This is a genomic window from Micromonospora sp. MW-13, assembly GCF_003434305.1.
Taxonomy (GTDB): Bacteria; Actinomycetota; Actinomycetes; order Mycobacteriales; family Micromonosporaceae; genus Micromonospora.
In genome coordinates, this window is the sequence record NZ_QKKX01000055.1 from 1 (window position 1) to 21,281 (window position 21,281).

Annotated in this window: 18 protein-coding genes and 1 pseudogene; 14 read left to right on the top strand and 5 right to left on the bottom strand. The window is 72.2% G+C overall.

The window, feature by feature from the left end; genetic code table 11:
* Nucleotides 1–162 (top strand): annotated as a pseudogene (locus tag C5N14_RS24295) (sulfate adenylyltransferase); the annotation flags it as partial.
* 104 nt (nt 163–266) lie between these two features.
* On the opposite strand, the gene galK reads toward C5N14_RS24295, so the two are convergent.
* Entirely contained in the window at nt 267–1,451 is a 1,185-nt protein-coding gene (galK, locus tag C5N14_RS24300; RefSeq protein ID WP_117670999.1) for a galactokinase, read from the bottom strand.
* Nucleotides 1,448–2,431 (bottom strand): UDP-glucose 4-epimerase GalE, encoded by a 984-nt coding sequence (gene galE / locus C5N14_RS24305; RefSeq protein WP_117671001.1) that lies wholly within the window; start codon nt 2,429–2,431, stop codon nt 1,448–1,450. Before galE ends, galK begins: the two co-directional genes overlap by 4 nt.
* 271 nt (nt 2,432–2,702) lie before the next feature.
* On the opposite strand from galE, the gene C5N14_RS24310 reads away from it, so the two are divergent.
* From C5N14_RS24310 to C5N14_RS24335, 6 genes are all read left to right on the top strand, one after another.
* A complete protein-coding gene (locus tag C5N14_RS24310; RefSeq protein ID WP_117671003.1) occupies nt 2,703–3,722 on the top strand; it encodes a hemolysin family protein in 1,020 nt (339 codons plus the stop codon).
* Between the two features lie 33 nt (nt 3,723–3,755).
* Nucleotides 3,756–4,781, top strand: a complete 1,026-nt coding sequence (gene trpS, locus C5N14_RS24315; protein ID WP_117671005.1) for a tryptophan--tRNA ligase — start codon at nt 3,756–3,758, stop codon at nt 4,779–4,781.
* 20 nt (nt 4,782–4,801) lie between these two features.
* On the top strand, nt 4,802–5,383 hold the full coding sequence (locus tag C5N14_RS24320) for a 2'-5' RNA ligase family protein (RefSeq protein ID WP_117671007.1): 582 nt from the start codon (nt 4,802–4,804) through the stop codon (nt 5,381–5,383).
* A 48-nt stretch (nt 5,384–5,431) separates the two neighbouring features.
* Nucleotides 5,432–6,355 (top strand): YihY/virulence factor BrkB family protein, encoded by a 924-nt coding sequence (locus C5N14_RS24325; protein WP_117671009.1) that lies wholly within the window; start codon nt 5,432–5,434, stop codon nt 6,353–6,355.
* 1 nt (nt 6,356) lies between these two features.
* Nucleotides 6,357–6,728 carry a GntR family transcriptional regulator gene (locus C5N14_RS24330; protein WP_117671011.1) on the top strand — a complete coding sequence of 124 codons (372 nt, stop codon included), beginning with the start codon at nt 6,357–6,359 and terminating at the stop codon, nt 6,726–6,728.
* A 102-nt stretch (nt 6,729–6,830) separates the two neighbouring features.
* Nucleotides 6,831–7,274, top strand: coding sequence for a hypothetical protein (locus C5N14_RS24335; protein ID WP_117671013.1), 444 nt, complete (start codon nt 6,831–6,833; stop codon nt 7,272–7,274).
* A 197-nt stretch (nt 7,275–7,471) separates the two neighbouring features.
* Here the strand turns inward: C5N14_RS24335 and C5N14_RS24340 are convergent, their stop codons facing one another.
* Nucleotides 7,472–9,118, bottom strand: a complete 1,647-nt coding sequence (locus tag C5N14_RS24340) for a glycoside hydrolase family 13 protein (protein ID WP_117671015.1) — start codon at nt 9,116–9,118, stop codon at nt 7,472–7,474.
* Nucleotides 9,119–9,391: 273 nt separating this feature from the next.
* The gene (locus C5N14_RS24345; protein WP_117671017.1) at nt 9,392–10,465 is read right to left on the bottom strand and encodes a LacI family DNA-binding transcriptional regulator; all 1,074 of its coding nucleotides are present in this window, start codon (nt 10,463–10,465) and stop codon (nt 9,392–9,394) included.
* 199 nt (nt 10,466–10,664) lie between these two features.
* Between C5N14_RS24345 and C5N14_RS24350 the strand changes: the two genes are divergently transcribed.
* The 4 genes from C5N14_RS24350 to C5N14_RS24365 all read left to right on the top strand — a co-directional run bounded on the left by C5N14_RS24350 (nt 10,665) and on the right by C5N14_RS24365 (nt 16,558).
* Nucleotides 10,665–11,921 (top strand): maltose ABC transporter substrate-binding protein, encoded by a 1,257-nt coding sequence (locus C5N14_RS24350; protein WP_117671019.1) that lies wholly within the window; start codon nt 10,665–10,667, stop codon nt 11,919–11,921.
* Nucleotides 11,921–13,561 carry an ABC transporter permease subunit gene (locus C5N14_RS24355; protein WP_117671021.1) on the top strand — a complete coding sequence of 547 codons (1,641 nt, stop codon included), beginning with the start codon at nt 11,921–11,923 and terminating at the stop codon, nt 13,559–13,561. Before C5N14_RS24350 ends, C5N14_RS24355 begins: the two co-directional genes overlap by 1 nt.
* A gap of 32 nt (nt 13,562–13,593) precedes the next feature.
* Entirely contained in the window at nt 13,594–14,493 is a 900-nt protein-coding gene (locus C5N14_RS24360; RefSeq protein ID WP_117671047.1) for a sugar ABC transporter permease, read from the top strand.
* Between the two features lie 202 nt (nt 14,494–14,695).
* A complete protein-coding gene (locus C5N14_RS24365) occupies nt 14,696–16,558 on the top strand; it encodes a glycoside hydrolase family 13 protein (RefSeq protein WP_117671049.1) in 1,863 nt (620 codons plus the stop codon).
* 51 nt (nt 16,559–16,609) lie between these two features.
* Here the strand turns inward: C5N14_RS24365 and C5N14_RS24370 are convergent, their stop codons facing one another.
* A complete protein-coding gene (locus C5N14_RS24370) occupies nt 16,610–17,329 on the bottom strand; it encodes a DUF305 domain-containing protein (protein WP_165878213.1) in 720 nt (239 codons plus the stop codon).
* 270 nt (nt 17,330–17,599) lie between these two features.
* On the opposite strand from C5N14_RS24370, the gene C5N14_RS24375 reads away from it, so the two are divergent.
* The 3 genes from C5N14_RS24375 to C5N14_RS24385 all read left to right on the top strand — a co-directional run bounded on the left by C5N14_RS24375 (nt 17,600) and on the right by C5N14_RS24385 (nt 21,212).
* On the top strand, nt 17,600–19,381 hold the full coding sequence (locus tag C5N14_RS24375) for an LVIVD repeat-containing protein (protein ID WP_117671025.1): 1,782 nt from the start codon (nt 17,600–17,602) through the stop codon (nt 19,379–19,381).
* Between the two features lie 144 nt (nt 19,382–19,525).
* Nucleotides 19,526–19,867: a hypothetical protein gene (locus C5N14_RS24380; protein WP_117671027.1), complete on the top strand. Its 342-nt coding sequence runs from the start codon at nt 19,526–19,528 to the stop codon at nt 19,865–19,867.
* Nucleotides 19,868–20,141: 274 nt separating this feature from the next.
* Nucleotides 20,142–21,212 carry a BMP family protein gene (locus C5N14_RS24385; RefSeq protein WP_117671029.1) on the top strand — a complete coding sequence of 357 codons (1,071 nt, stop codon included), beginning with the start codon at nt 20,142–20,144 and terminating at the stop codon, nt 21,210–21,212.
* The last annotated feature ends 69 nt before the right edge of the window (nt 21,213–21,281 follow it).

Sequence of the window (21,281 nt, forward strand, 5' to 3'; positions counted from 1 at the left end):
GCCGAGCTGAAGCTCAACGAGATCGGCCGGGTCCGGCTACGCACCACCGTGCCGCTGCTCGCCGACGAGTACCGCCGCAACCGCACCACCGGCGGCTTCGTGATCATCGACGAGACCACCAACCGCACGGTGGGCGCCGGCATGATCGTCGAAACCGCCTGACCCACCCGCCTTCGACTGGGCCGCAGATTCACGGAAAGAGTGGCTATCCCGGCCCGGATAGCCACTCTTTCCGTGAATTCGCGCGGAGGAAGGCGGGTGGGTGGTCAGGGGAGGCGGTGGGTGGCGGGGGCGGGGGCGGCCAGGTGGAAGTTGGGGGCGCGGAATCCTCGGCCGGCGTACGCGGTCGTGACGGCGTCCGCCACCGCGTCGGAGCGGTCCGCGTCGACCAGGGCGAGGACGCAGCCGCCGAAGCCGCCGCCGGTCATCCGGGCCCCGTACGCCCCGCCGGCGAGGGCCGCCTCGACCGCCGTGTCGATCTCCGGCACGGTGATCTCGAAGTCGTCCCGCATCGAGGCGTGCGAGGCGGTCAGCAGCGGCCCGATGTCCCGGATCCGGCCGGCGCGTAGCAGTTCGACGGTGTCGAGCACCCGCTGGTCCTCGGTGACCACGTGCCGGACCCGGCGGCGGATCTCGTCGTCGTCGAGCCGGGCGAGGGCCTCGTCCAGCCCGGCGGCGGGGACGTCGCGCAGCGCGGCCACCCCGAGCAGCTCCGCCGCCTGCTCGCAGGAGGCGCGGCGGGAGGCGTACTCGCCGTCGGCGTGCCGGTGCGGGGCCCGGCTGTCGACCACCAGCACGGCCAGGCCGGCGGCGGCCAGGTCGAACGGGACGTGCTCGACGGCCTCGGTGCGGCAGTCGAGGAACAGCGCGTGGCCGGCGCGGCAGCGGATCACCGCTGACTGGTCCATGATCCCGGTGGGCGCGCCGACGTAGCCGTTCTCGGCCCGCTGGGCGAGCCGGGGCCGCCGCTCGGCCGGCAGGTCCACCCCGCCGAGGTCGACCAGCGCGGCCAGCACGGCGGCCTCCAGCGCGGCCGAGGAGGAGAGCCCGGAGCCGAGCGGCACGTCCGAGGCGATGGCCAGCCGGGCGCCGGGCACGTGGTGGCCGGCGTCGCGCAGCGCCCAGACCACCCCGGCCACGTACGCGCCCCAGCCGGTGACCCGGCCGGGCCCGGCGACCTCGTCGGTGCCGAACTCGACCGGGGAGTCGGACAGCTCCGACCCGACCGTCCACCGCCCGTCGTCCTGCGGGGCGGCGGCGACGACGGTACGCAGCGGCAGCGCGAACGGCAGCACGAACCCGTCGTTGTAGTCGGTGTGCTCGCCGATCAGGTTGACCCGGCCGGGAGCCGCCCAGCGGCCGGCGGGTGGCTCGCCGTACCGGTGCAGGAAGCCGGCGGTGGCGCGGTCGGCGACGTCGCCGGTGGGGCCGGGACGCGCGGGGTCGGTCACGGGCGCCCCGGGACGTGCCTGCGGTAGAAGGCCCAGGCGTCGCCGACCATGTCGTGCAGGGTCGGCTTCTCGGGCACCCAGCCCAGTTCCTCGCGGGCCAGCGCGGAGGAGGCGACCAGCTCGGCCGGGTCGCCCTCGCGGCGCGGCGCCACCTCGACCGGCAGCGGCCGGCCGGTGACCTCGCGGACCACGTCGACGACCTGCCGGTTGGTGAACCCGGCGCCGTTGCCCAGGTTGTAGATCCGGTGCCGGCCGGGCGCGGCGGCGGCGAGCGCCAGCAGGTGGGCGCGGGCCAGGTCCTCGACGTGGATGTAGTCGCGCACGCAGGTGCCGTCGACCGTGGGGTAGTCGTCGCCGAAGAGTTGGAGCTTCTCCCGCCGGCCGGCGGCCACGTCCAGGGCGATCGGGATGAGGTGGGTCTCCGGGTCGTGCCGCTCGCCGATGGCGAGGTCGCCGTGCAGGTACGCCCCGGCGACGTTGAAGTAGCGCAGCGACACGGCGGCCAGGTCGTGCCCGATCGCCTCGGAGGTGAGCGCCATGTCGACGGCCAGCTTGGTGGCGCCGTACGTGTTGGTGGGGGCCTTGACGGCGGTCTCCGGGATGGGCAGCTCGACCGGGTTTCCGTAGACGGCGGCGGTGGAGGAGAAGACCATCCGTGGCACGCCGGCGGCCCGGACCGCGTCGATCAGGGCGAGCGAGCCGACGGTGTTGGTGTGCCAGTACAGCTCCGGCCGGACCATCGATTCGCCGGCGGCGATCAGGGCGGCGAGGTGCAGCACCCCGTCGAAGCCCGCCCCCGGGGTGAGTACCCGGGCGGCGTCGTGGATCGGCGCGTCGACCCAGGTGGCCTCCGGGGCGAGCGCCTCGCGGTGCCCGGTGCGCAGGTCGTCGAGGACGACCACCTCGTGGCCGGCGTCGAGCAGCAGCCGGGTCACCACGCTGCCGATGTAGCCGGCGCCGCCGGTGACGAGCAGTTTCACGTCGGGTCCTCCTGCCTGGCCGTGCCGAGCCGCGGCCGTTCGTGATCACCCTACGGTGGCCCGCCGCGGCGGCGCGGTGCCGACGAGCCGCCGGCCGGGTGAAAGCGGTCGCGTCGCCACCCGCCATCCCACCATGAACCCGCAACAACGAACAGTTCCGAACACACCGGCTCCGCCACCTCGACGGGGCGATCCGGGCGGCACCGCCCGGCTCTGCCCTTCGGGCGCTACCGCCCATGCCGGGCCCTTCGGGGCCTTACCATCTACAGGCATGCGGGAAGCGGGCGGTCCCGGGCCCCGACGACGATCGTCGGGGCGGGCCCGACGCGAGCCGGGGCCGCTGGCCCGGGCGGTCGCCCGGCTGGTGGTCCGGGCCGCCGACGGCGCCACCCGGCTGGTCACCGACCTGCTCGGGGCCAGCCCCGCGGCCGGCCGGGAACGGATCAGCGAGGCGGAGCTGCGCGACCTGGTCGCCGCCAACACCGTCCTCGACCCGGACGAGCGGCGGATCATCGACGAGGTGCTGGTGGCCGGCGCGAGCCTGGTCCGTGAGGTGATGATGCCCCGCACCGAGGTGGTCTTCCTCTCCGTCGGGCTGAGCCTGGCCGAGGCGGAGCGGCTGGTCCGGGCCGAGACGCACACCCGGTACCCGGTGGTCGACGGCACCCACGACGACGTGGTCGGCTTCGTCCACCTGCGCGACGTGCTGCTGCGTCCCGACCTCGACCCGGACACCGCCGTCGGCGAGCTGGCCCGGGAGGTCAAGCGGCTGCCCGGTAGCAAGCGGGTGTTGGCCGCGCTGACCGAGATGCGCCGCGAGGGCCACCACCTGGCGGTGGTGGTCGACGAGTACGGCGGCACCGCCGGCATCGTCACGTGCGAGGACCTGATCGAGGAACTGGTCGGGGAGATCCACGACGAGCACGACGGCGCCGCCGAGCCGGCGCTGGCCGGGCTGCCCGCCGTGGTGGACGGCCGGCTCAACCTCGCCGACTTCGCCGAGCGCACCGGGGTACGGCTGCCCGCCGGCCCGTACGAGACGGTCGGCGGGTACGTGATGGCCGCGCTCGGCCGGCTGCCGATCGACGGCGACGAGGTGCTGGTGCCCCTGGCCCCCACCGACGGCCACCCCCCGGACGTCCCGCCCGGGGGGTGGCTGCTGCGGGTGCTCGCGCTGGAAGGGCGCCGGGTGGCCCGGCTCGCGGTCTCCGCGGTGCGCCTGCCCGAGCCGCGGCGCGAGGTCGCCGCCCCGGTGCCGGCGGCCGAGAGCCGACCCGCCGGGCCGTCATGACGTACGGCGGGAGGTGCTGACAGAATTGCCGGCATGTCCGACGTACCCGCCCGCCCACGCGTCTTCTCCGGCATCCAGCCGACGGCCGACTCGTTCCACCTCGGAAACTACCTCGGCGCGGTGCGGCACTGGGTGGCGTTGCAGGACACCCATGACGGGTTCTACTGCGTGGTCGACCTGCACGCCATCACCGCGGGGCACGACCCGGCGGTGCTGCGCCAGCGGTCCCGGGTGGCCGCCGCGCAGCTTCTGGCGGTCGGCCTGGACCCGGAGCGCAGCACCCTGTTCGTCCAGTCGCAGGTGCCCGAGCACCCGCAACTGGCCTGGGTGCTCGGCTGCATCACCGGCTTCGGCGAGGCCAGCCGGATGACCCAGTTCAAGGACAAGTCGCAGAAGCAGGGCGGCGACCGGTCCAGCGTCGGCCTGTTCACGTACCCGATCCTCCAGGCGGCCGACATCCTGCTCTACCAGGCCGACGCCGTCCCGGTCGGCGAGGACCAGCGCCAGCACCTGGAGCTCTCCCGCGACCTGGCCCAGCGATTCAACTCGCAGTTCGGCCGGACGTTCACCGTCCCCGCGCCGCACATCGTGAAGGACACCGCGAAGATCACCGACCTCCAGGACCCGACCGCGAAGATGTCGAAGTCGTCGTCCTCGCCGACCGGCATCGTGGACCTGCTGGAGGACCCGGCCCGCTCGGCCAAGAAGATCCGTTCGGCGGTCACCGACACCGGCCGGGAGATCGTCTTCGACACCGAGACCAAGCCGGGCGTCTCCAACCTGCTCACCATCTACTCGGCGCTGGGCGGGCGGGGCATCGACGACCTGGTCGCCGCGTACGCCGGCAGGGGCTACGGCGACCTGAAGAAGGACCTGGCCGAGGTGGTCCGGGAGTTCGTCACGCCGATCCAGGAGCGCACCCGGGCGTACCTCGACGACCCGGCCCAGCTCGACAAGCTGCTCGCGGCCGGCGCTGAGAAGGCCCGCGTGGTGGCCTCGGCGACGCTGCGCGACGCGTACGAGCGGGTCGGTTTCCTCCCGCCGGTGCGCGTCGAGTAGCCGGCCCGCGGGAGGTACGGGTGGACGGGTCGGTGGCCGGAGGGGTGGCGCGGAGCGTGGATCGCAGGGACGGGGCACCGGTGGCCGGTGACACCATCCAGATCGGGATCGCGGTGGACATCCCGGAGCCGTGGGGCGGGACACTCACCCGGCGGCGGGTCGAGGCCGGCGACCCCCAGGTGGTCCCGGCGCACGTGACGCTGCTCGGGCCCACCGAGATCCCGCTGGCGGCGCTGCCGGCGGTCGAGCGGCACCTCGCCGCGGTGGCCGCCGCCCACCTGCCGTTCACCCTGCACCTGCGCGGCACCGGCACGTTCCGCCCGGTCACCCAGGTGGTCTTCGTGGCGGTGGCCGCCGGGATCAGCGAGTGCGAGTTGCTGGCCGCCGCGATCAGGGCCGCGCCCGAGCTGCACCGGGAGGCCCGCTTCCCGTACCACCCGCACGTCACGGTGGCGCAGGACGTCGCCCCGGAGGCGCTGGACAAGGCGTACGAGGACCTGGCCGACTTCTCGGCGATGTTCGAGGTGGACGCGTTCACCCTCTTCTCGCACAGCGGGCAGACCCGGTGGCAGCCGCGCCGGGACTTTCTCCTCGGCACCTGAACCGGCGGGCCGTCGACGTACCGGCGGTCGATCGGCGAGGATGACGGCGTGAACGTGATCGGGCGGATCGGGGCCGGCGTCGACCGGCGGGTCACCGCCGCGCGCCGCCGGTCACGGACGTTCGACCACCTGTGGCGGGCCGGGATGCTGTACGGCGAGGTGCTCGCCGGGCGGCTGGCGGCGGCCATCGCGTACTACGGCTTCTTCGCGGTCTTCGCGCTCGCCCTGGTCGCGTACTCGGTCTTCGGGGCGATCCTGGAGGACAACGACGAGGTCAGCGCCGCCGCCGCCGGGTTCCTCCGGGAGAACCTGCCCTTCCTGGACCCGGAGCAGATCGCCCAGAGCAGCAACACCGTCGGCGTGGTCGGCCTGGTCATCCTGGCCTTCACCGGGATCGGCTGGGTGGAGGCGATCCGCTCGTCGCAGCGGCTGATGTACGGGCTCAACCAGCAGCCCGGCAACCTGGTGGTGCGCCGGCTGGTCGACCTGGGCGTGCTGCTGCTGGTGTTCGTGATGCTCGGCGTCTCGGTGGCCGCCGTGGACGCGCTGGAGTCGCTGCTGCGGTTCCTGCTGAGCAGCACCGGCTCGGTGGGGCTGACGGTGGTGAGCGCGGCGCTCAGCGTGCTGGTCAACGCGGTGCTGGCGACCGCGCTGCTGGTGGCGGTGCCCCGGCTGCGGATGAGCCGGCGCCGGCTGCGCCCGGTGGTGTTCGCGGTCGCGGTCGGCATCACGCTGCTGAACACGGTCGGGCGGTACTACGTGGTGCGCACCGAGCGGAACCCGGCGTACACGGTGGTGGCCGGTGCGGTCGGCGTACTGCTCTACCTCTACCTGCTCAACCAGCTCGTCCTGTTCGGCGCGGCGCTCGCCGCGACCAGCCCGTACGGCCGGGTGGTGGACCTGGCCGAGGGGCCGGCACCGGCCGACATCGACGTCGACACCGATCCGGGCGCGCCCGGGGGAGCGGGCTGACATGCGGATCACCGTGGACCCGGCGTCGCCGGTGCCGCCGTACGAGCAGGTGCGCGGCCGGCTCGCCGAGCAGATCGGCGACGGGCGGCTGCCGGTCGGCACCCGGCTGCCGACGGTCCGCCGGCTCGCCGAGGAACTGGGGCTGGCGGTGAACACGGTGGCCCGGGCGTACCGCGAACTGGAGGCCGCCGGGCTGCTGGAGACGCGGGGGCGGCACGGCACCTTCGTGGCGCCGGGCCGGGACGACGCGGTGGACCGGTTGCAGCGGGTGGCGGCCGGGTACGCGGCCGAGGCCGCCCGGCTCGGGGTCGCGCCGGACGCCGCGCTGGCCCTGGTCCGGGCCGCCCTCGACGCGGCCCGGCGGGCTGAGTGAGCCTCGGTCGGGCGGTGGACAAGCGCCGGACCGGCAGCCGAACAGCCGGCAATCCGGGCAAAAGCTGCCCACTCGAACGTGAAGACCCCCCATGATGAGCGCGTGGGCGCTCTCGTGACGTTGGACCTGCCGGCGGACTCGCCGATGCTCGGCCTGCCGTGGATCATCACCTTCGGGCCGCTCGGCGACGCCGACGAGTGGGAGCCGGTGGTCTGCGGCCCGTACGAGCGACCGCACGCGCTGGCCCTCGCCGAGTCGGTGGTGGCCGAGGAGCAGTTCATGGCGGTGGTCGAGCCCCTGCTGCCGGCGCTGTCGCCGGACGAGATCCGCAGCGAGATCGCCGCCGCCCAGCTCGCCGCGCGGGACGAGGCGAACCGGATCGAGGCGGCCGACCTCTACGGCGACTTCGAGGACGTCGTCGACGACGAGCTGGAGGCGGCAGCCGAGGCGGACGACCGGACCGGGCCGCAGCCGGCGCCGGACGAGGCCGAGCTGCGGGCCGGCTTCGCCCGGATCGCCAAGCTGCTCACCGAGAAGGGCGGCTGACCGGTTCCCCGTACCGTCTGCCGGGAGGTGCCCGGCGGAGCGGTGCGCGTCGATCCCGTGGCCCAGATGGCCGCCGGCGCCCCGCGGAGCGGACTCCACGAGGCGCCGGCGGCACCTCACCCCCCACCACAAGGGGTCGACGACCCAGCCGCCCGTCGGCGCGGGGCACGACGGACGACCAGGGGCTCAACAGCGGGTTACCCCGCTCGGCGCCGGTCGAACCACGCGGCGGCGTCCACCGGCAGGACGTGCCCGGCGCCCTGCTCGGTGAGTTCCGCGCTGGCGGCGACCGGCCGGCCGTACCCGTCGATCAGGATCTCGGCGTCGCTGAGGTTGACCACGCAGGTCAGCTCGGCGTCGCCGGCGGTCCGGCGGAAGGCCAGCACCCCCGGGCCGGTGGTCTCCAGCCAGACCACCCCGCCTGCGTCCCGGCCGAGCGCGGGGTGGGAGTGCCGGATCCGCAGCGCGGCGCGGTAGAGCTCCAGCGTCGAGCCGGGCACCCCGGCCTGGGCGGCGACGGAGAGGGCGGCCCAGGTGGCCGGGGCCGGTAGCCAGCTCGGCGTGCCGCCCTCGGGGCCGAAGCCGTACGGGGCCAGCTCACCGCTCCACGGGATCGGCACCCGGCAGCCGTCCCGGCTCTCGCCGGTGCGCAGGAACGACGGGTCCTGGCGCAGCTCGTCCGGCAGGTCGAGCACCTCCGGCAGGCCCAGCTCCTCGCCCTGGTAGAGGTACGCGCAGCCGGGCAGGGCGAGCATCAGCAGGCTGGCCGCCCGGGCCCGGCGCAGCCCGATCTCGCCGTCGCCGTACCGGGTGACGTGCCGCTGCTTGTCGTGGTTGGACAGCACCCAGGTGGTCGGCGCGCCGACGATCTTCGCCTCGGCCAGCGCGGTGTCGATCACCTTGCGGAACGAGTCGGCCGACCAGGTGGCGTCGAGGAAGTCGAAGCTGAACGCCTGGTGCAGCTCGTCCGGGCCGATGTAGCGGGCCAGTCGCTGCGGCGTCTCGGCCCACGCCTCGGCGACCGCCATCCGGCCGCCGGGGTAGCTGTCCAGGATCGGCCGCCAGGACCGGTAGATGTCGTGCACCTCGTCCTGGTCGAAGTAGGGCAGCCGGCCCTTGCCGAGCAGCTCCGACTGGCGCCGGCCGGTGGTCATGCTGCTGAAGCCGACGTCCGGCAGCCCCTCGGCCTTGATCATGCCGTGGGCCACGTCGATGCGGAACCCGTCCACGCCCCGGTCGAGCCAGAACCGCAGGACGTCCTCGAACTCGGCGCGGACCTCGGGGTGCCGCCAGTTGAGGTCCGGCTGGGCCGGGTCGAACAGGTGCAGGTACCACTGGCCGTCGGGCACCCGGGTCCAGGCCGGGCCGCCGAAGATGCTCTCCCAGTCGTTCGGCGGCAGCTCGCCGTCGGCGCCCCTGCCCTCGGCGAAGAGGTAGCGGGCCCGCTCGGGGGAGCCGGGGGCGGCGGCCAGCGCGGCGGTGAACCACGGGTGCGCGCTGGAGGTGTGGTTGGGCACCAGGTCGACGATGATCCGCAGGCCCAGGGCGTGCGCGTCGGTGATCATCGCGTCGAAGTCGGTGAGCGTGCCGAACATCGGGTCGACGTCGCGGTAGTCGGCCACGTCGTAGCCGCCGTCGACCATCGGCGAGGTGTAGAAGGGGGTGAGCCAGAGCGCGTCGACCCCGAGGTCACGCAGGTACGGCAGGCGCTCGCGGATGCCCCGCAGGTCGCCGACGCCGTCGCCGTCGGAGTCGGCGAAGCTGCGGACGTAGACCTGGTAGACGGCCGCGGAGCGCCACCAGTCGTCGTCGGAGGTCAGCGGCGTGGGGTTGCTGGCGGTCATCGGTGGCGATCCCCGTTCTGTGGCGCGGACTGCGTGGTGCGGCGTGGCACAGTGGTGTGCCACCCGGGTGTCAGAGCAGGATGCCGCCCGGTTGCTGCAAGAGTCAAGCAGGGTTTGCGCAAGAAATGACGCCGGTGCTGGCGGGGGTGCGGTGCCGACGTCGGCCCGGTGCCGGAATCGCCGGCCCCCGTGGTGCGCGACGGCGGCCGGCGGGACCCTGGCGGGCGACCGCGGGGGCGGCCGGGAGCAGGGGCGGGCGTGGGGCGGGCGGGCTCAGGCGGGGACGGCGAGGGCCGGGGGCGCCGGGCGCTGCCGGGTCGCGCCGGCGGCGGCCTGCCGGACGACGGCGGTGGAGCCCCGCACCACCAGCTCGGGCCGGAACAGGTACTCCGAGTGCGGCGCGGCGTGCCCGTTGATCTCGTCGACCAGGGCCCGGACGGCGGCCACCGCCATCGCGGCCACCGGCTGCCGCATCGTGGTCAGCGGCGGGTCGGTGAAGGCCATCAGGGGCGAGTCGTCGTACCCGACCACCGACAGGTCGCCCGGCACGGACAGGCCGCGCTGCCGGGCCGCCCGGACCGCGCCGAGCGCCATCAGGTCGGAGCCGCAGACCACGCCGGTCACCCCGCGCTCCAGCAGCCGCCCGGCCGCCGCCTCGCCGCCCTCCACCCCGAACAGGGTCAGCTCGGCCAGCTCGGCCAGCTCGGTGTCCGGCAGGCCCGCCAGGCGCACCATGGCGGCCCGCCAGCCGGCCACCCGGCGCTGCACCGGGACGAACCGGTCCGGGCCGGTGACCAGGCCGATCCGGCGGTGCCCGAGGGCGACCAGGTGGGCCACGGCCAGCTCGGTGGCCTCCCGGTCGTCGCAGGAGACGAAGGGCGCGGCGACGCCCGGCACGTACCCGTTGATCATGACGACGGGCAGCGGCCGGGCGATCAGCGCCCGGTACCGGTCGTGGTTGGCCGCGGTGTCGGCGTGCAGGCCGGAGACGAACACGATGCCGGAGACCTGGCGGTCGAGCAGCATCTCGACGTACTCGTCCTCGGTGACCCCGCCCGGGGTCTGGGTGCACAGCACCGGGGTGAACCCGCTCTGCGCCAGGGTCGACTCGATCACCTGGGCGAAGGCGGGGAAGATCGGGTTGTCCAGCTCCGGCACGACCAGGCCGACGAGACCGGCGCTGCGCTTGCGCAGCCGCGCCGGACGTTCGTAGCCGAGGACGTCGAGTGCGGTCAGGACGGCCTGCCGGGTCTCGGGGGCCACGCCAGGGCGGTCGTTGAGCACCCGCGACACCGTGGCCTCGCTGACTTCGGCCTGTTGGGCGATGTCGGACAGTCGAGCGCGCATGGCCGCACTTTAGCTCACGGGCAAGTTCTTGCGTACACGCCTGCAAGCCCTTCCATTATCTGCAACCCCTTGCTAACGTCCCCGAAACATGCGAGAGCAGCGGCGCAGCAACCGGGCGTCGGGCAGCAAGAACTTACGAAGGTTCCCACTGGCGGGCCGCCCTTCCCCCGGCGCACCCGCCATGACGACAGGAGTACCGATGCGCATCCGTACCGCGGGTGTGGTCGCCGTTCTCGGCCTGGCGCTGGCCGCCTCCGGCTGCGGCGGTGGCGACGACGACAGCAGCGCGCCGGCCGCGAAGGAGTCCGCCAACGCCGCCGGCGGCAAGCTGGTGATCTGGGCCGACGACAAGCGGACGGCCGCCCTGAAGCCCTTCGCCGAGAAGTTCGGCCAGGAGAACGGCGTGACCGTCGAGGTGCAGGCCGTCTCCAAGGACCTGCAGACCAACTTCGTCACCGCCTCGCAGCAGGGCAGCGGCCCGGACGTGGTGGTCGGCGCGCACGACTGGATCGGCAACATGGTCCAGAACGGCGCCATCGACCCGGTGCAGCTCGCCGCCGACCAGAAGAGCGCGTTCAACGAGACCGCGATCAAGGCCGTCACCTTCAACGGCCAGCTCTACGGCGTGCCGTACGCGCAGGAGAACCTGGCGTTGATCCGCAACACCGACCTGGCCCCCGAGGCGCCGAAGACGATCGAGGACCTGGTCGCCACCGGCAAGAAGCTCAAGGCCGAGAAGAAGGTCAGCGAGATCCTCTGCCTCCAGGTCGGCCAGAACGGCGACGCCTACCACATCTACCCGCTGTACACCTCGGCCGGCGGCTACCTGTTCGGCACCGCCGCCAACGGCGACTACGACCCGAAGGACCTGGGCGTGGGCAAGCCGGAGTCGATCGAGGCGTTCAAGAAGATCGGCGCGCTCGGTGAGAAGGGCGAGGGCGTGCTGAAGCGCTCCATCGCCGACACCAACTCGATCGCCACCTTCACCGGCAAGAAGTGCGCCTACCTGGCCTCCGGCCCGTGGGCCACGGTCGACGTGAAGAAGGCCGGCATCTCCTACGACATCTCCGCCTTCCCCGGCTTCGCCGGTGGCAAGGAGGCCCAGCCGTTCGTGGGCGTGCAGGCCTTCTACGTGGCGGCCAAGGGCAAGAACAAGGCCCTCGCCCAGGAGTTCGTGGCCAACTACACGACCAAGCCGGATCTGGCCGTGGCGCTGTACAACGCCGAGCCGCGCCCGCCGGCGCTGACCGCCGCCCTCGACCAGGTCAAGGGCAGCGACCCGGACCTGGCCAAGTTCACCGAGGCCGGCAAGAACGGCCAGGTGCTCCCGGCGATCCCGGCGATGGCCGCGATCTGGGACCCGTTCGGCAAGGCCGAGGCCGCCGTCATCGGCGGCGCCGACCCGGCCAAGACGATCACCGCGGCCGGCAAGACGATCTCCGGCTCGATCAAGTAATGAGCACGAAGCTGTCCGGCCCGGGTTCCGTCAGGCGGAACCCGGGCCGGGGGCCCGCCGGCTCCGGGCTCCCGCGCACCGCACGCAACGCGCGGCACCACGCGCCGATCACCGCGACCGGCCTCGCCGTCAAGGTGGTCCTGCTCGGCCTGGTGGCCGGGATCGCGATCTGGGCGGCCTTCCCGCTCGTCGAGGCCGAGAAGTGGGCCGGGCTGGCCCTGCTGGCCGTCACCACCGCCGGGCTGTGCTACCTCTACCTCACCCGCCGGCACATCCCGGCCAAGTACCTGGTCCCCGGCACGCTGTTCCTGATCGCGTTCCAGATCGTCCCGGTGCTGTACACCGCGAGCACCGCGTTCACGAACTTCGGCGACGGCCACCGCGGCAGCAAGGACGACGCGATCGTCGCCATCCAGACCGCCTCGGTCAAGCAGGTGCCCGGCTCGGCGGAGTACGCCCTCTCCGTCGCCACCGCGGGCGACCCGGCCACCGGGCCGCTGATCTTCCTGGTTACCGACCCGAGGACCGGTGCGGTCTCCGCCGGCGACGGCGAGGGGCTGCGGCAGCTCGACGCCGCCGACGTGACCGTCGCCCCGGGCGGCAAGGTCACCGCCGCCGACGGCTACACCGTGCTGAACTTCGGTCAGGCCAGCGCCCGCAGCCAGGAGATCACCGACCTGGTGGTGCCGACCGCCGGGGGCGCGCTGCGCTCGTCCGGCCTGTCCCGCGCCTACGAGGGCAAGGCCATCCGGGCGTACGACGCCGGCTGCGACTGCGTCAAGGACAACGAGACCGGCAAGACCTGGTCGGCCGACGAGGCGACCGGCTCCTTCGTCGCCGCCGACGGCGAGCGCCTCGCCCAGGGCTGGAAGGTCAACGTCGGCCTGTCGAACTTCACCCGGGTGCTCACCGACGAGAACATCTCCGGGCCGTTCCTCGGCACGCTGCTCTGGAACTTCGCCTTCGCGCTCGGCTCCACCGGCGGCACGTTCATCCTCGGCATGTTCATCGCGCTGGCGCTGCACTCGCCCCGGATGCGCGGCACCAACCTCTACCGGGTGCTGCTGATCCTGCCGTACGCCATGCCGTCGTTCGCGATGCTGCTGGTCTGGCGGGACATGTTCAACACCGACTTCGGCCTGATCAACAACCTGTTCGGGCTGAGCATCGACTGGTTCGGCCACGACTGGAGCGCCCGCTTCGCGGTGATCCTGGTGCAGCTCTGGCTCGGCTACCCGTACATGTTCCTGGTGGCCACGGGCGCGTTGCAGGCGATCCCACGCGAGCTGACCGAGGCCACCTCCGTCGACGGCGCGTCGCCCTGGCAGTCGTTCCGGGCGGTCACCCTGCCGCTGTTGCTGGTCGCGCTCTCGCCGCTGCTGATCTCGTCGTTCGCGTACAACTTCAACAACTTCAACGCGATCTACCTGACCACCGAGGGCGCGCCGTTCCCGGCGGACAACCCGACCAACGGCGCGACCGACCTGCTGATCACGTACACCTACCGGCTGGCGTTCGGCGCGCAGGGCGCGGAGTTCGGGTTCGCGGCGGCGATCTCGCTGTTCATCTTCACCATCGTCGCGGTGGTGTCGGCGGTGAGCTTCCGGAGCACCCGCAAGCAGGAGGAGGTGTACTCGTGACCACCCTCACCGGGGTCCCGGCCACGGGCGACGTGGCCGGCGGTCCCCCGCCGGCCAACCGCGACGCGGGCGGCCGGCGGCGTAACCGCTGGTTCGCCCAGGTCGGCTGGCGGCACGTCGTCGGCGTGCTCGGGGTGCTGTTCAGCCTCTTCCCGATCGTGTTCGTGCTCTCCGCGGCGCTCAACCCGCTGGGCACCCTCTCCTCGACGGAACTGGTGCCCACCGACGGGGTGTCGTTCGGCAACTTCGGCGAGCTGTTCGGGCGCACCGCGTTCGGGCGGTGGTTCCTCAACTCGCTGCTGATCGCCGGGGTCGCCTCGTTCACGTCGGTCTTCCTGTCGTCGCTGGCGGCGTACGCCTTCTCCCGGATGCGCTTCCGGGGCCGGCGGGTCGGGCTGCTCTCGCTGCTGCTGATCCAGATGTTCCCGCAGTTCCTGGCGATCGTGGCGATCTTCCTGATCTTCGGCACGATCACCGACCTGTGGCCGTCGATCGGCTTCAACACTCCGTGGGGCCTGCTGCTGCTCTACCTGGGCGGCGCGCTCGGGGTGAACACCTGGCTGATGAAGGGCTTCTTCGACACCCTGCCCCGCGAGCTGGACGAGTCCGCCACCATGGACGGGGCCACCCACGCCCAGGTCTTCTTCCGGATCATGCTGCCGCTGGTGGCGCCGATCCTGGCGGTGACCGGCCTGCTCGCCTTCATCGGCACCATCAACGAGTTCCTGATGGCGAACGTCTTCCTGACCGGCACAGACTCGAAGACCCTGGCGGTCGGCATGTACGGCATGCTCCAGGGCAACGAGCGGAACAACAACTTCGGCATCTTCGCGGTGGCGACCCTGCTCACCGCGATCCCGACGGTGCTGGTCTTCCAGTTCCTCCAGCGCTACATCGTCTCCGGCCTCACCGCCGGGGCGGTGAAGGGCTGAGCCTCCCCTCGGCTCGCACCGGCTGAGCCTCCTCGGCTCGGGCGTCGCGGCCGGTCACCCCGACCGGCCGCGGCGGCCACGCTGCGGCAAGGGCGTCGGCGTTCGACGACGTACACCGGAGCACGCAACCGGCCACCGTCCATCGTGGACGGGGGCCGACCTCTCCCCGTACCGGATCGGACCCGGAAGGACCCCGCCCATGATCCCGCTGCACCCGCACCACGACGGCTCCGCCACCTACGTTCCCGAGCAGGAGCCCGCCCTCGGGCAGCGCGTCCCGGTCTTCGTCCGGGTCCCCGCCGGGGCGGACGTGCGGACCGTGCACGTGCGCACCACCGCAGACGGCGAGCCGCGCTTCGTCGAGGCCGTCGTCGACCGCCGTGCCGGCGGGGACGTCTGGTGGCGCGCCGACGTCGAGGTGCGCAACCCGGTCAGCAACTACCGGTTCATGCTCACCGGCGCCTGCGGCAGCCGTTGGCTCAACGCCGCCGGCCAGTTCGACCACGACGTGCCGGACAACGGTGACTTCAAGCTGGTCAGCCATGCCCCGCCGCCGGCCTGGACCCGGGACGCGGTGATCTACCAGATCTTCCCGGACCGGTTCGCCCGCTCGGCGGCCGCCGCCGCTCGGCCCGCCCCGGACTGGGCGATCCCCTGTGACTGGGACACCCCGGTGATCGGGCGCGGCCCGGAGACGCCGCGCCAGTTCTACGGCGGCGACCTGGACGGCATCGCCGAGCGGCTGGACCACCTGGACCGGCTCGGGGTCAACACCGTCTACCTGACGCCGATCTTCCCGGCCCGGTCCAACCACCGGTACGACGCGGCCAGCTTCGACACCGTCGACCCGCTGCTCGGCGGGGACGCCGCGCTGGCCCGGCTCGCCGACGCCGTCCGGGCCCGGGGCTGGCGGCTGCTCGGCGACATCACCAGCAACCACACCGGCGACGCGCACGAGTGGTTCACCGCCGCCCGCGCCGACCCGCACGCCCCCGAGCGAGGGCTGTACTACTTCGACGAGGCGACCGGCTGCGACAACTCCAGCTCGGCGAGTCTGACGCCGCACTGCGACCTGGAGCCGTCGTACGAGTCATGGAACGGGGTGCGGTCGTTGCCGAAGCTGAACTGGGGCAGTGCCGAGCTGCGCCGCCGCTTCGCCACCGCACCGGACTCCCTGCTGCGCCGCTGGCTGCGGCCCCCGTACGCGCTCGACGGCTGGCGGGTGGACGTGGCGAACATGACCGGCCGGCGGGGCGCGGACGCGTACACCCACGAGGTGGCCCGGCTGCTGCGCGAGGTGGTGGCCGACACCAGGGCCGACGGGCTGGTGCTCGCCGAGCACGGCCACGACCACACCGGCGACCTCGACCGCGACGGCTGGCACGGCACGATGAACTACGTGGGCTTCACCGACCCGGTCTGGTCCTGGCTGCGGCACGGCGACGACCCGGTGCCGAACTTCCTCGGCACCCCGGGCGGGGTCCGGCGGCGGGACGCCGGCGCGGTGCTGGCCACCATGGACAGTTACCGGTCGCTGATCTCCTGGCGGTCGTACGTGCACTCGTGGCAGCTCCTCGGCTCGCACGACTCGGCCCGGATCCGCACCGTGGTCGGCGACGCGGCCCGGCAGGAGGTGGCCGCCGGCCTGCTCGCCACCATGCCGGGCACCCCGGTGATCTTCGCCGGGGACGAACTGGGGCTGACCGGCACGAACGGGGAGGGGTCGCGCACCCCGATGCCGTGGCACCGGCCGCAGAGCTGGGACGCCGGCACGTTCGCGGCGTACCGGGCGCTGATCGCGCTGCGCCGCACCGAGCCGGCGCTGCGCCACGGCGGCCTGCGCCGGGTGTACGCCGACGCGGACACCCTGGTCTTCCTCCGCGAGGCGCCGACCGGCGCGGTTCTCGTGCTGGCCCGGCGGTCCGCCGGCGCCCCGGTCCGGATCGCCGGCCTGCCCGCGGGGGAGAACGCCTACGGCGGCGCTCCCGCGCTGCGCCCGGACGCCGACGGCGCGGTCGTCCTCCCCGCCGACGGCCCGACCTTCCAGGTCTGGCGACTCGGCTGACCGGCCCGGCGGCGGCCCGGCTTCCGTCGGGCCGCCGCGGCTTCGGTCGGGTCAACCGGCCAGCGCCTCGCGCATCCGTTCGATCTCCACCGACTGTTCGAAGCTGACGCTGGTCGCCGTCTCGTTGACGATGCTGTCGACGCCGAGGGCCAGCGCCTCCCGGGCCATGGCGATGGCGCCCTGGTGGTGCTCGCTCATCATGGCCACGAACATCCGGTCGAAGGCGGGGCCGCGGGCGGTCTCCAGCGCCCGCAGGGCCTCGGCCGACTGCATGCCCGCCATGCCGTGCCGGTGCGCGTCGTCGCTGCCCGACTTCCGGTCCAGGCCCCGGGCCGCCAGCCAGCTCTCCAGCGCGCCGATCTCCGGCGCCTGCGCCGCCAGGATCCGGTCGGCGATGGCGATGATCTTCGGGTTCCCGGCCCGGCCCGAGGCGAGCCGCGCCATCACGAGCGCCTGCTCGTGGTGCGGGATCATCATCGTGACGAACCGGACGTCCGTCGTGTTGTAGGACGGGCTCGGTCCCGGGGTCACCTCGTTCGCGCGCGCGGTCCGGGCGGTCTCACCGGGCCGCCCGGGCATCAGCACCGGGGCGGTGGAGTCCGGTACGCCGGGCTGGGCGACGGGTGCCGGCGGGGTGGCCCCGGTGGTGGCCCGCGCCGACGGCGTCGGGGCGTCGGCGCGCAGTCCGACGGCCGCCGCCGCGCCGGCAGCCAACACCACAAGGACCGCGAACTCCACCAGGACGATCACCCGAAGCCGGGGAGGGATCATCCGGACCCGCTTACCTAGCACAAGTCGACTCCCGCCGCTGGTCAAGTTGGCGGGGATCGTAGCGCGGCACTGACCTGCGCGGAAGGCCGTGGCAGGGATATGGGCCATAGGCCCCACCTTCGGTTATTGGTGACGCCGCTCCGCGATCCTTGTTATTGAATCGTTATTCTGATTGGTTCCAGACAGTGTCGCAGATCACAATCTCCCCTCCTGGCAGCGGATATGGTCCCGCTACTTCTTGACCGACCCCCTGCAGGAAGGGCGTTGCCAATGTTCAGACAGACCTCACGAGGGGTGCGCAGAATCGGGGCCGTCAGCCTCGCCGCCGCCACCGCTCTCCTGGTGACGGCGGTGGCGGGGGCTCCGGCCATCGGCGCACCCGACGCCAGCGAGATCGCCGACAACTGTGAGTCGCTGCGGGAAGCCGGGGACAACTTCGCCGAGCTCTGCCTCTCCGCGGCGGAGTCCGACGCCCAGGCCGCGGCCGAGTACACCGCCCCGGGCGTGGACGAGATCGCCAGCAGCCCGAACCTCCAGCAGATCGCGAACCTGCCGAAGTCCGGGGCGTTCGCCCGGGAGGCGTCGTACTCCACCGACATGGCGTTCCAGGGCAACTACGCCTTCGTCGGCAACTACGACGGCTTCACCATCTACGACGTCAGCAAGCCCAGCGCGCCGCAGATCACCAGCCAGGTCGTCTGCCCCGGCTCGCAGAACGACATCTCGGTCTACGGCAACCTGCTGTTCCTCTCGGTCGACTCGTCGCGCAACAACGACTCGTGCAACAGCACCAGCCAGTCCGCGAGCATCAAGAGCTCGTGGGAGGGCATCCGGATCTTCGATGTGACCGACAAGGCCAGCCCGGCCTACGTCAAGGCCATCGAGACCGACTGCGGCTCGCACACCCACACCCTCGTGCCCGGCAAGAACGACGGCAACCTCTACGTCTACGTGCAGTCGTACAGCCCGTCGGCGAGCGCCCTGGACTGCCAGCCGCCGCACGACAAGCTGTCGATCATCAAGGTGCCGCTGGACAACCCGACCGGGGCCGCCGTGGTGGCCACGCCGAACCTGTTCCCCGGCGCCGACGGGGCGAACTCGACCAGCGGCTGCCACGACGTGACCGTCTACCCGGAGCTGGACCTCGCCGCCGGCGCCTGCATGGGTGACGGCATCCTGATGGACATCGCCGACCGGGAGAGCCCGGTGGTGCTCAGCCGGGTGCGGGACACCAACTTCGCGTTCTGGCACTCGGCCACGTTCAACAACGCCGGCACCAAGGTGGTCTTCACCGACGAGCTCGGTGGTGGCAGCAGCGCGACCTGCAACCCGACCATCGGGCCGAAGCGCGGCGCGGACGCGATCTTCGACATCGCGGGGTCCGGAGCGAACCGCTCCCTCGTGTTCAAGAGCTACTTCAAGATCCCGCGGCAGAACACCAGCACCGAGAACTGCGTGGCGCACAACGGCTCGCTCATCCCGGCGATGGGCCGCGACATCATGGTCCAGGCCTGGTACCAGGGCGGCATCTCGGTCTGGGACTTCACCGACTCGGCCAACCCCCAGGAGATCGCCTACTGGGAGCGGGGGCCGCTCTCGGCGACCCGCCTGATCCTCGGTGGCTCCTGGTCGACCTACTACCACAACGGATACATCTACTCCAGTGACATCCAGAAGGGCCTGGACGTCCTCAAGCTGACCGACCCGCGTACCGACAACGCCCGCGCGGTCGCCTTCGGTGAGCTGAACGTGCAGAGCCAGCCCAGCTACCCGGCGTGCACGGAGGTGATCACCGATCGGCGCAACGGCGGACTCACCGTCACGTCCGGAGTCGCCTGCCTGGACGGGGCGACGGTCAACGGCGGCGTGAAGGTCGCGCCGGGGGCCGGCCTGATCGCGTTCAACGCGAGCATCAACGGCGGCGTCAAGGCGGACGGCGCCTCGGTGGTGTCCATCGTGGAGAGCCGGGTCAACGGTTCGGTGACCGCGCTCGGCGCCAAGGCGTCGGTGCGGGACAGCAAGATCAATGGCTCGGTGCAGATCGACGGCTGACGGACGGTACCGCCGCCCACGGTGGCGGACAGCTCGTTGAGGCGCCCGGCCGGGACAATCCGGCCGGGCGCTCCGTCTACTCGCCCCCTATCGTCCCGGTGGGCCCCTACTACGAAGCGTCGTTGGTGGGGGAGGATGGTCCGCGTGGAAGCTCTGAGACTGATACTGCGCTACGTCCATCTGATCGGTTTCGCCCTGCTGCTCGGCGGCGCGATCGTCCAGTACATCAGCGGGAAGCTGCGGATCAACCCGGCCATGCTCTGGGGAGCCGTGATCATGCTGCTGACCGGGATCGGCCTCTCCGCGCCCCTGCGCGACGGCAACGAACCGGACCCCGCGAAACTTGTTACCAAGTTGGTGCTCGCGCTGCTGATCTTCGTCATGGTCTTCTTCTCCCGTAAGCGGGAGTCGGTCAACCGTGGCCACTTCCTTGCCATCGTCGGTTTGACCTTGGTCAACGCGGCGGTGGCGGTTTTCTGGCGGTAACGTCCTGACCAGGGGATAGGCCGCGGGAACCGGACGTTCGTGACACCCGACCGGCCACTACCAGCACGAGAAGTGATCTGCCCCACCCAAGGGTTACGTAGGGGTAACAAGCACTCAACAGTCGTGCACGATTGTCGGCCGGTGGGTGGGCGCGGGCGTACGCTCCCGTCCGTAACGTGGGACGCCGGCGGCACGAACGCAGGCCGGCTCAAGGGCTGCCACCGCGCACAGCGGTGTGCAATGGGAAGGAGACGTCTTGCGCTCTGTGCGTGGGATGCGGATTGCCTCCGCCTTCGTGGCGGGTGGGCTCGTGCTGGGCGCCGCCGCGTGTGGTGAGGCCCCCGAGGACGACAAGAAGGCTGGTGGCGGCGACGCCAAGAAGTACAGCGCCTGCATGGTGACCGACGTCGGCGGCATCGACGACAAGTCGTTCAACACCTCCGCCTGGAAGGGCCTGCAGGAGGCCAAGAAGGCCAACGACAACATCGACATCAAGTACGTCGCGTCGAAGGCCGAGGCGGACTACGAGGTCAACCTGACCGGGTACGTCAACCAGAAGTGCGACTTCATCCTGGCCGTCGGTGGCCTCATGACCGACGCCACGAAGAAGATCGCCCAGGCGAACCCGAACCAGCAGTTCGGCATCGTCGACTCGAACCCGGGTGTCGGCAACATCTACCCGATGCAGTTCGACACCGCGCAGGCCGCGTTCCAGGCCGGCTACCTGGCCGCCGGGATGAGCAAGACCGGCAAGGTCGGCACCTACGGCGGCCTGCCGATCCCGCCGGTCACCATCTTCATGGACGGCTTCGCCGACGGTGTGGCGTACTACAACAAGGCCAAGAGCAAGAACGTCCAGGTACTGGGCTGGGACAAGGCGACCCAGAAGGGTTCCTTCACCAACGACTTCGGCAAGCAGGACGAGGGCAAGAAGGTCTCCGACACGCTGGTCGCCCAGGGTGCGGACATCATCATGCCGGTCGCCGGCGGCGCGGGCCTCGGCACCACCGCGGCGGCCCAGGCCTCCGGCGGCAAGTACTCGGTCATCTGGGTCGACTCCGACGGCTGTGAGAGCACCCCGAGCTGCTCGGTGCTGCTGACCACCGTGGTCAAGAACATCGCCGACTCCGTCAAGGAGGCCGTGGTTAAGGCCGCCGGTGGCGAGAAGCTCCAGGCCACCCCGGGCTTCGTGGGCAACCTGGCCAACGACGGCGTCTCGCTCGCCCCGTACCACGACTTCGACAGCAAGGTCCCGGCGGACCTCAAGGCCGAGGTCGAGAAGCTCAAGGCGGACATCGCCGCCGGCACCATCACGGTCACCTCGAAGGCCCAGCCGACCAAGTGACCCGCTCCGCCGGCCGTCGCGGTGCGACCATCGACCGCGGGGGCCCGGCGGGCCGTTCCTGACGACCGG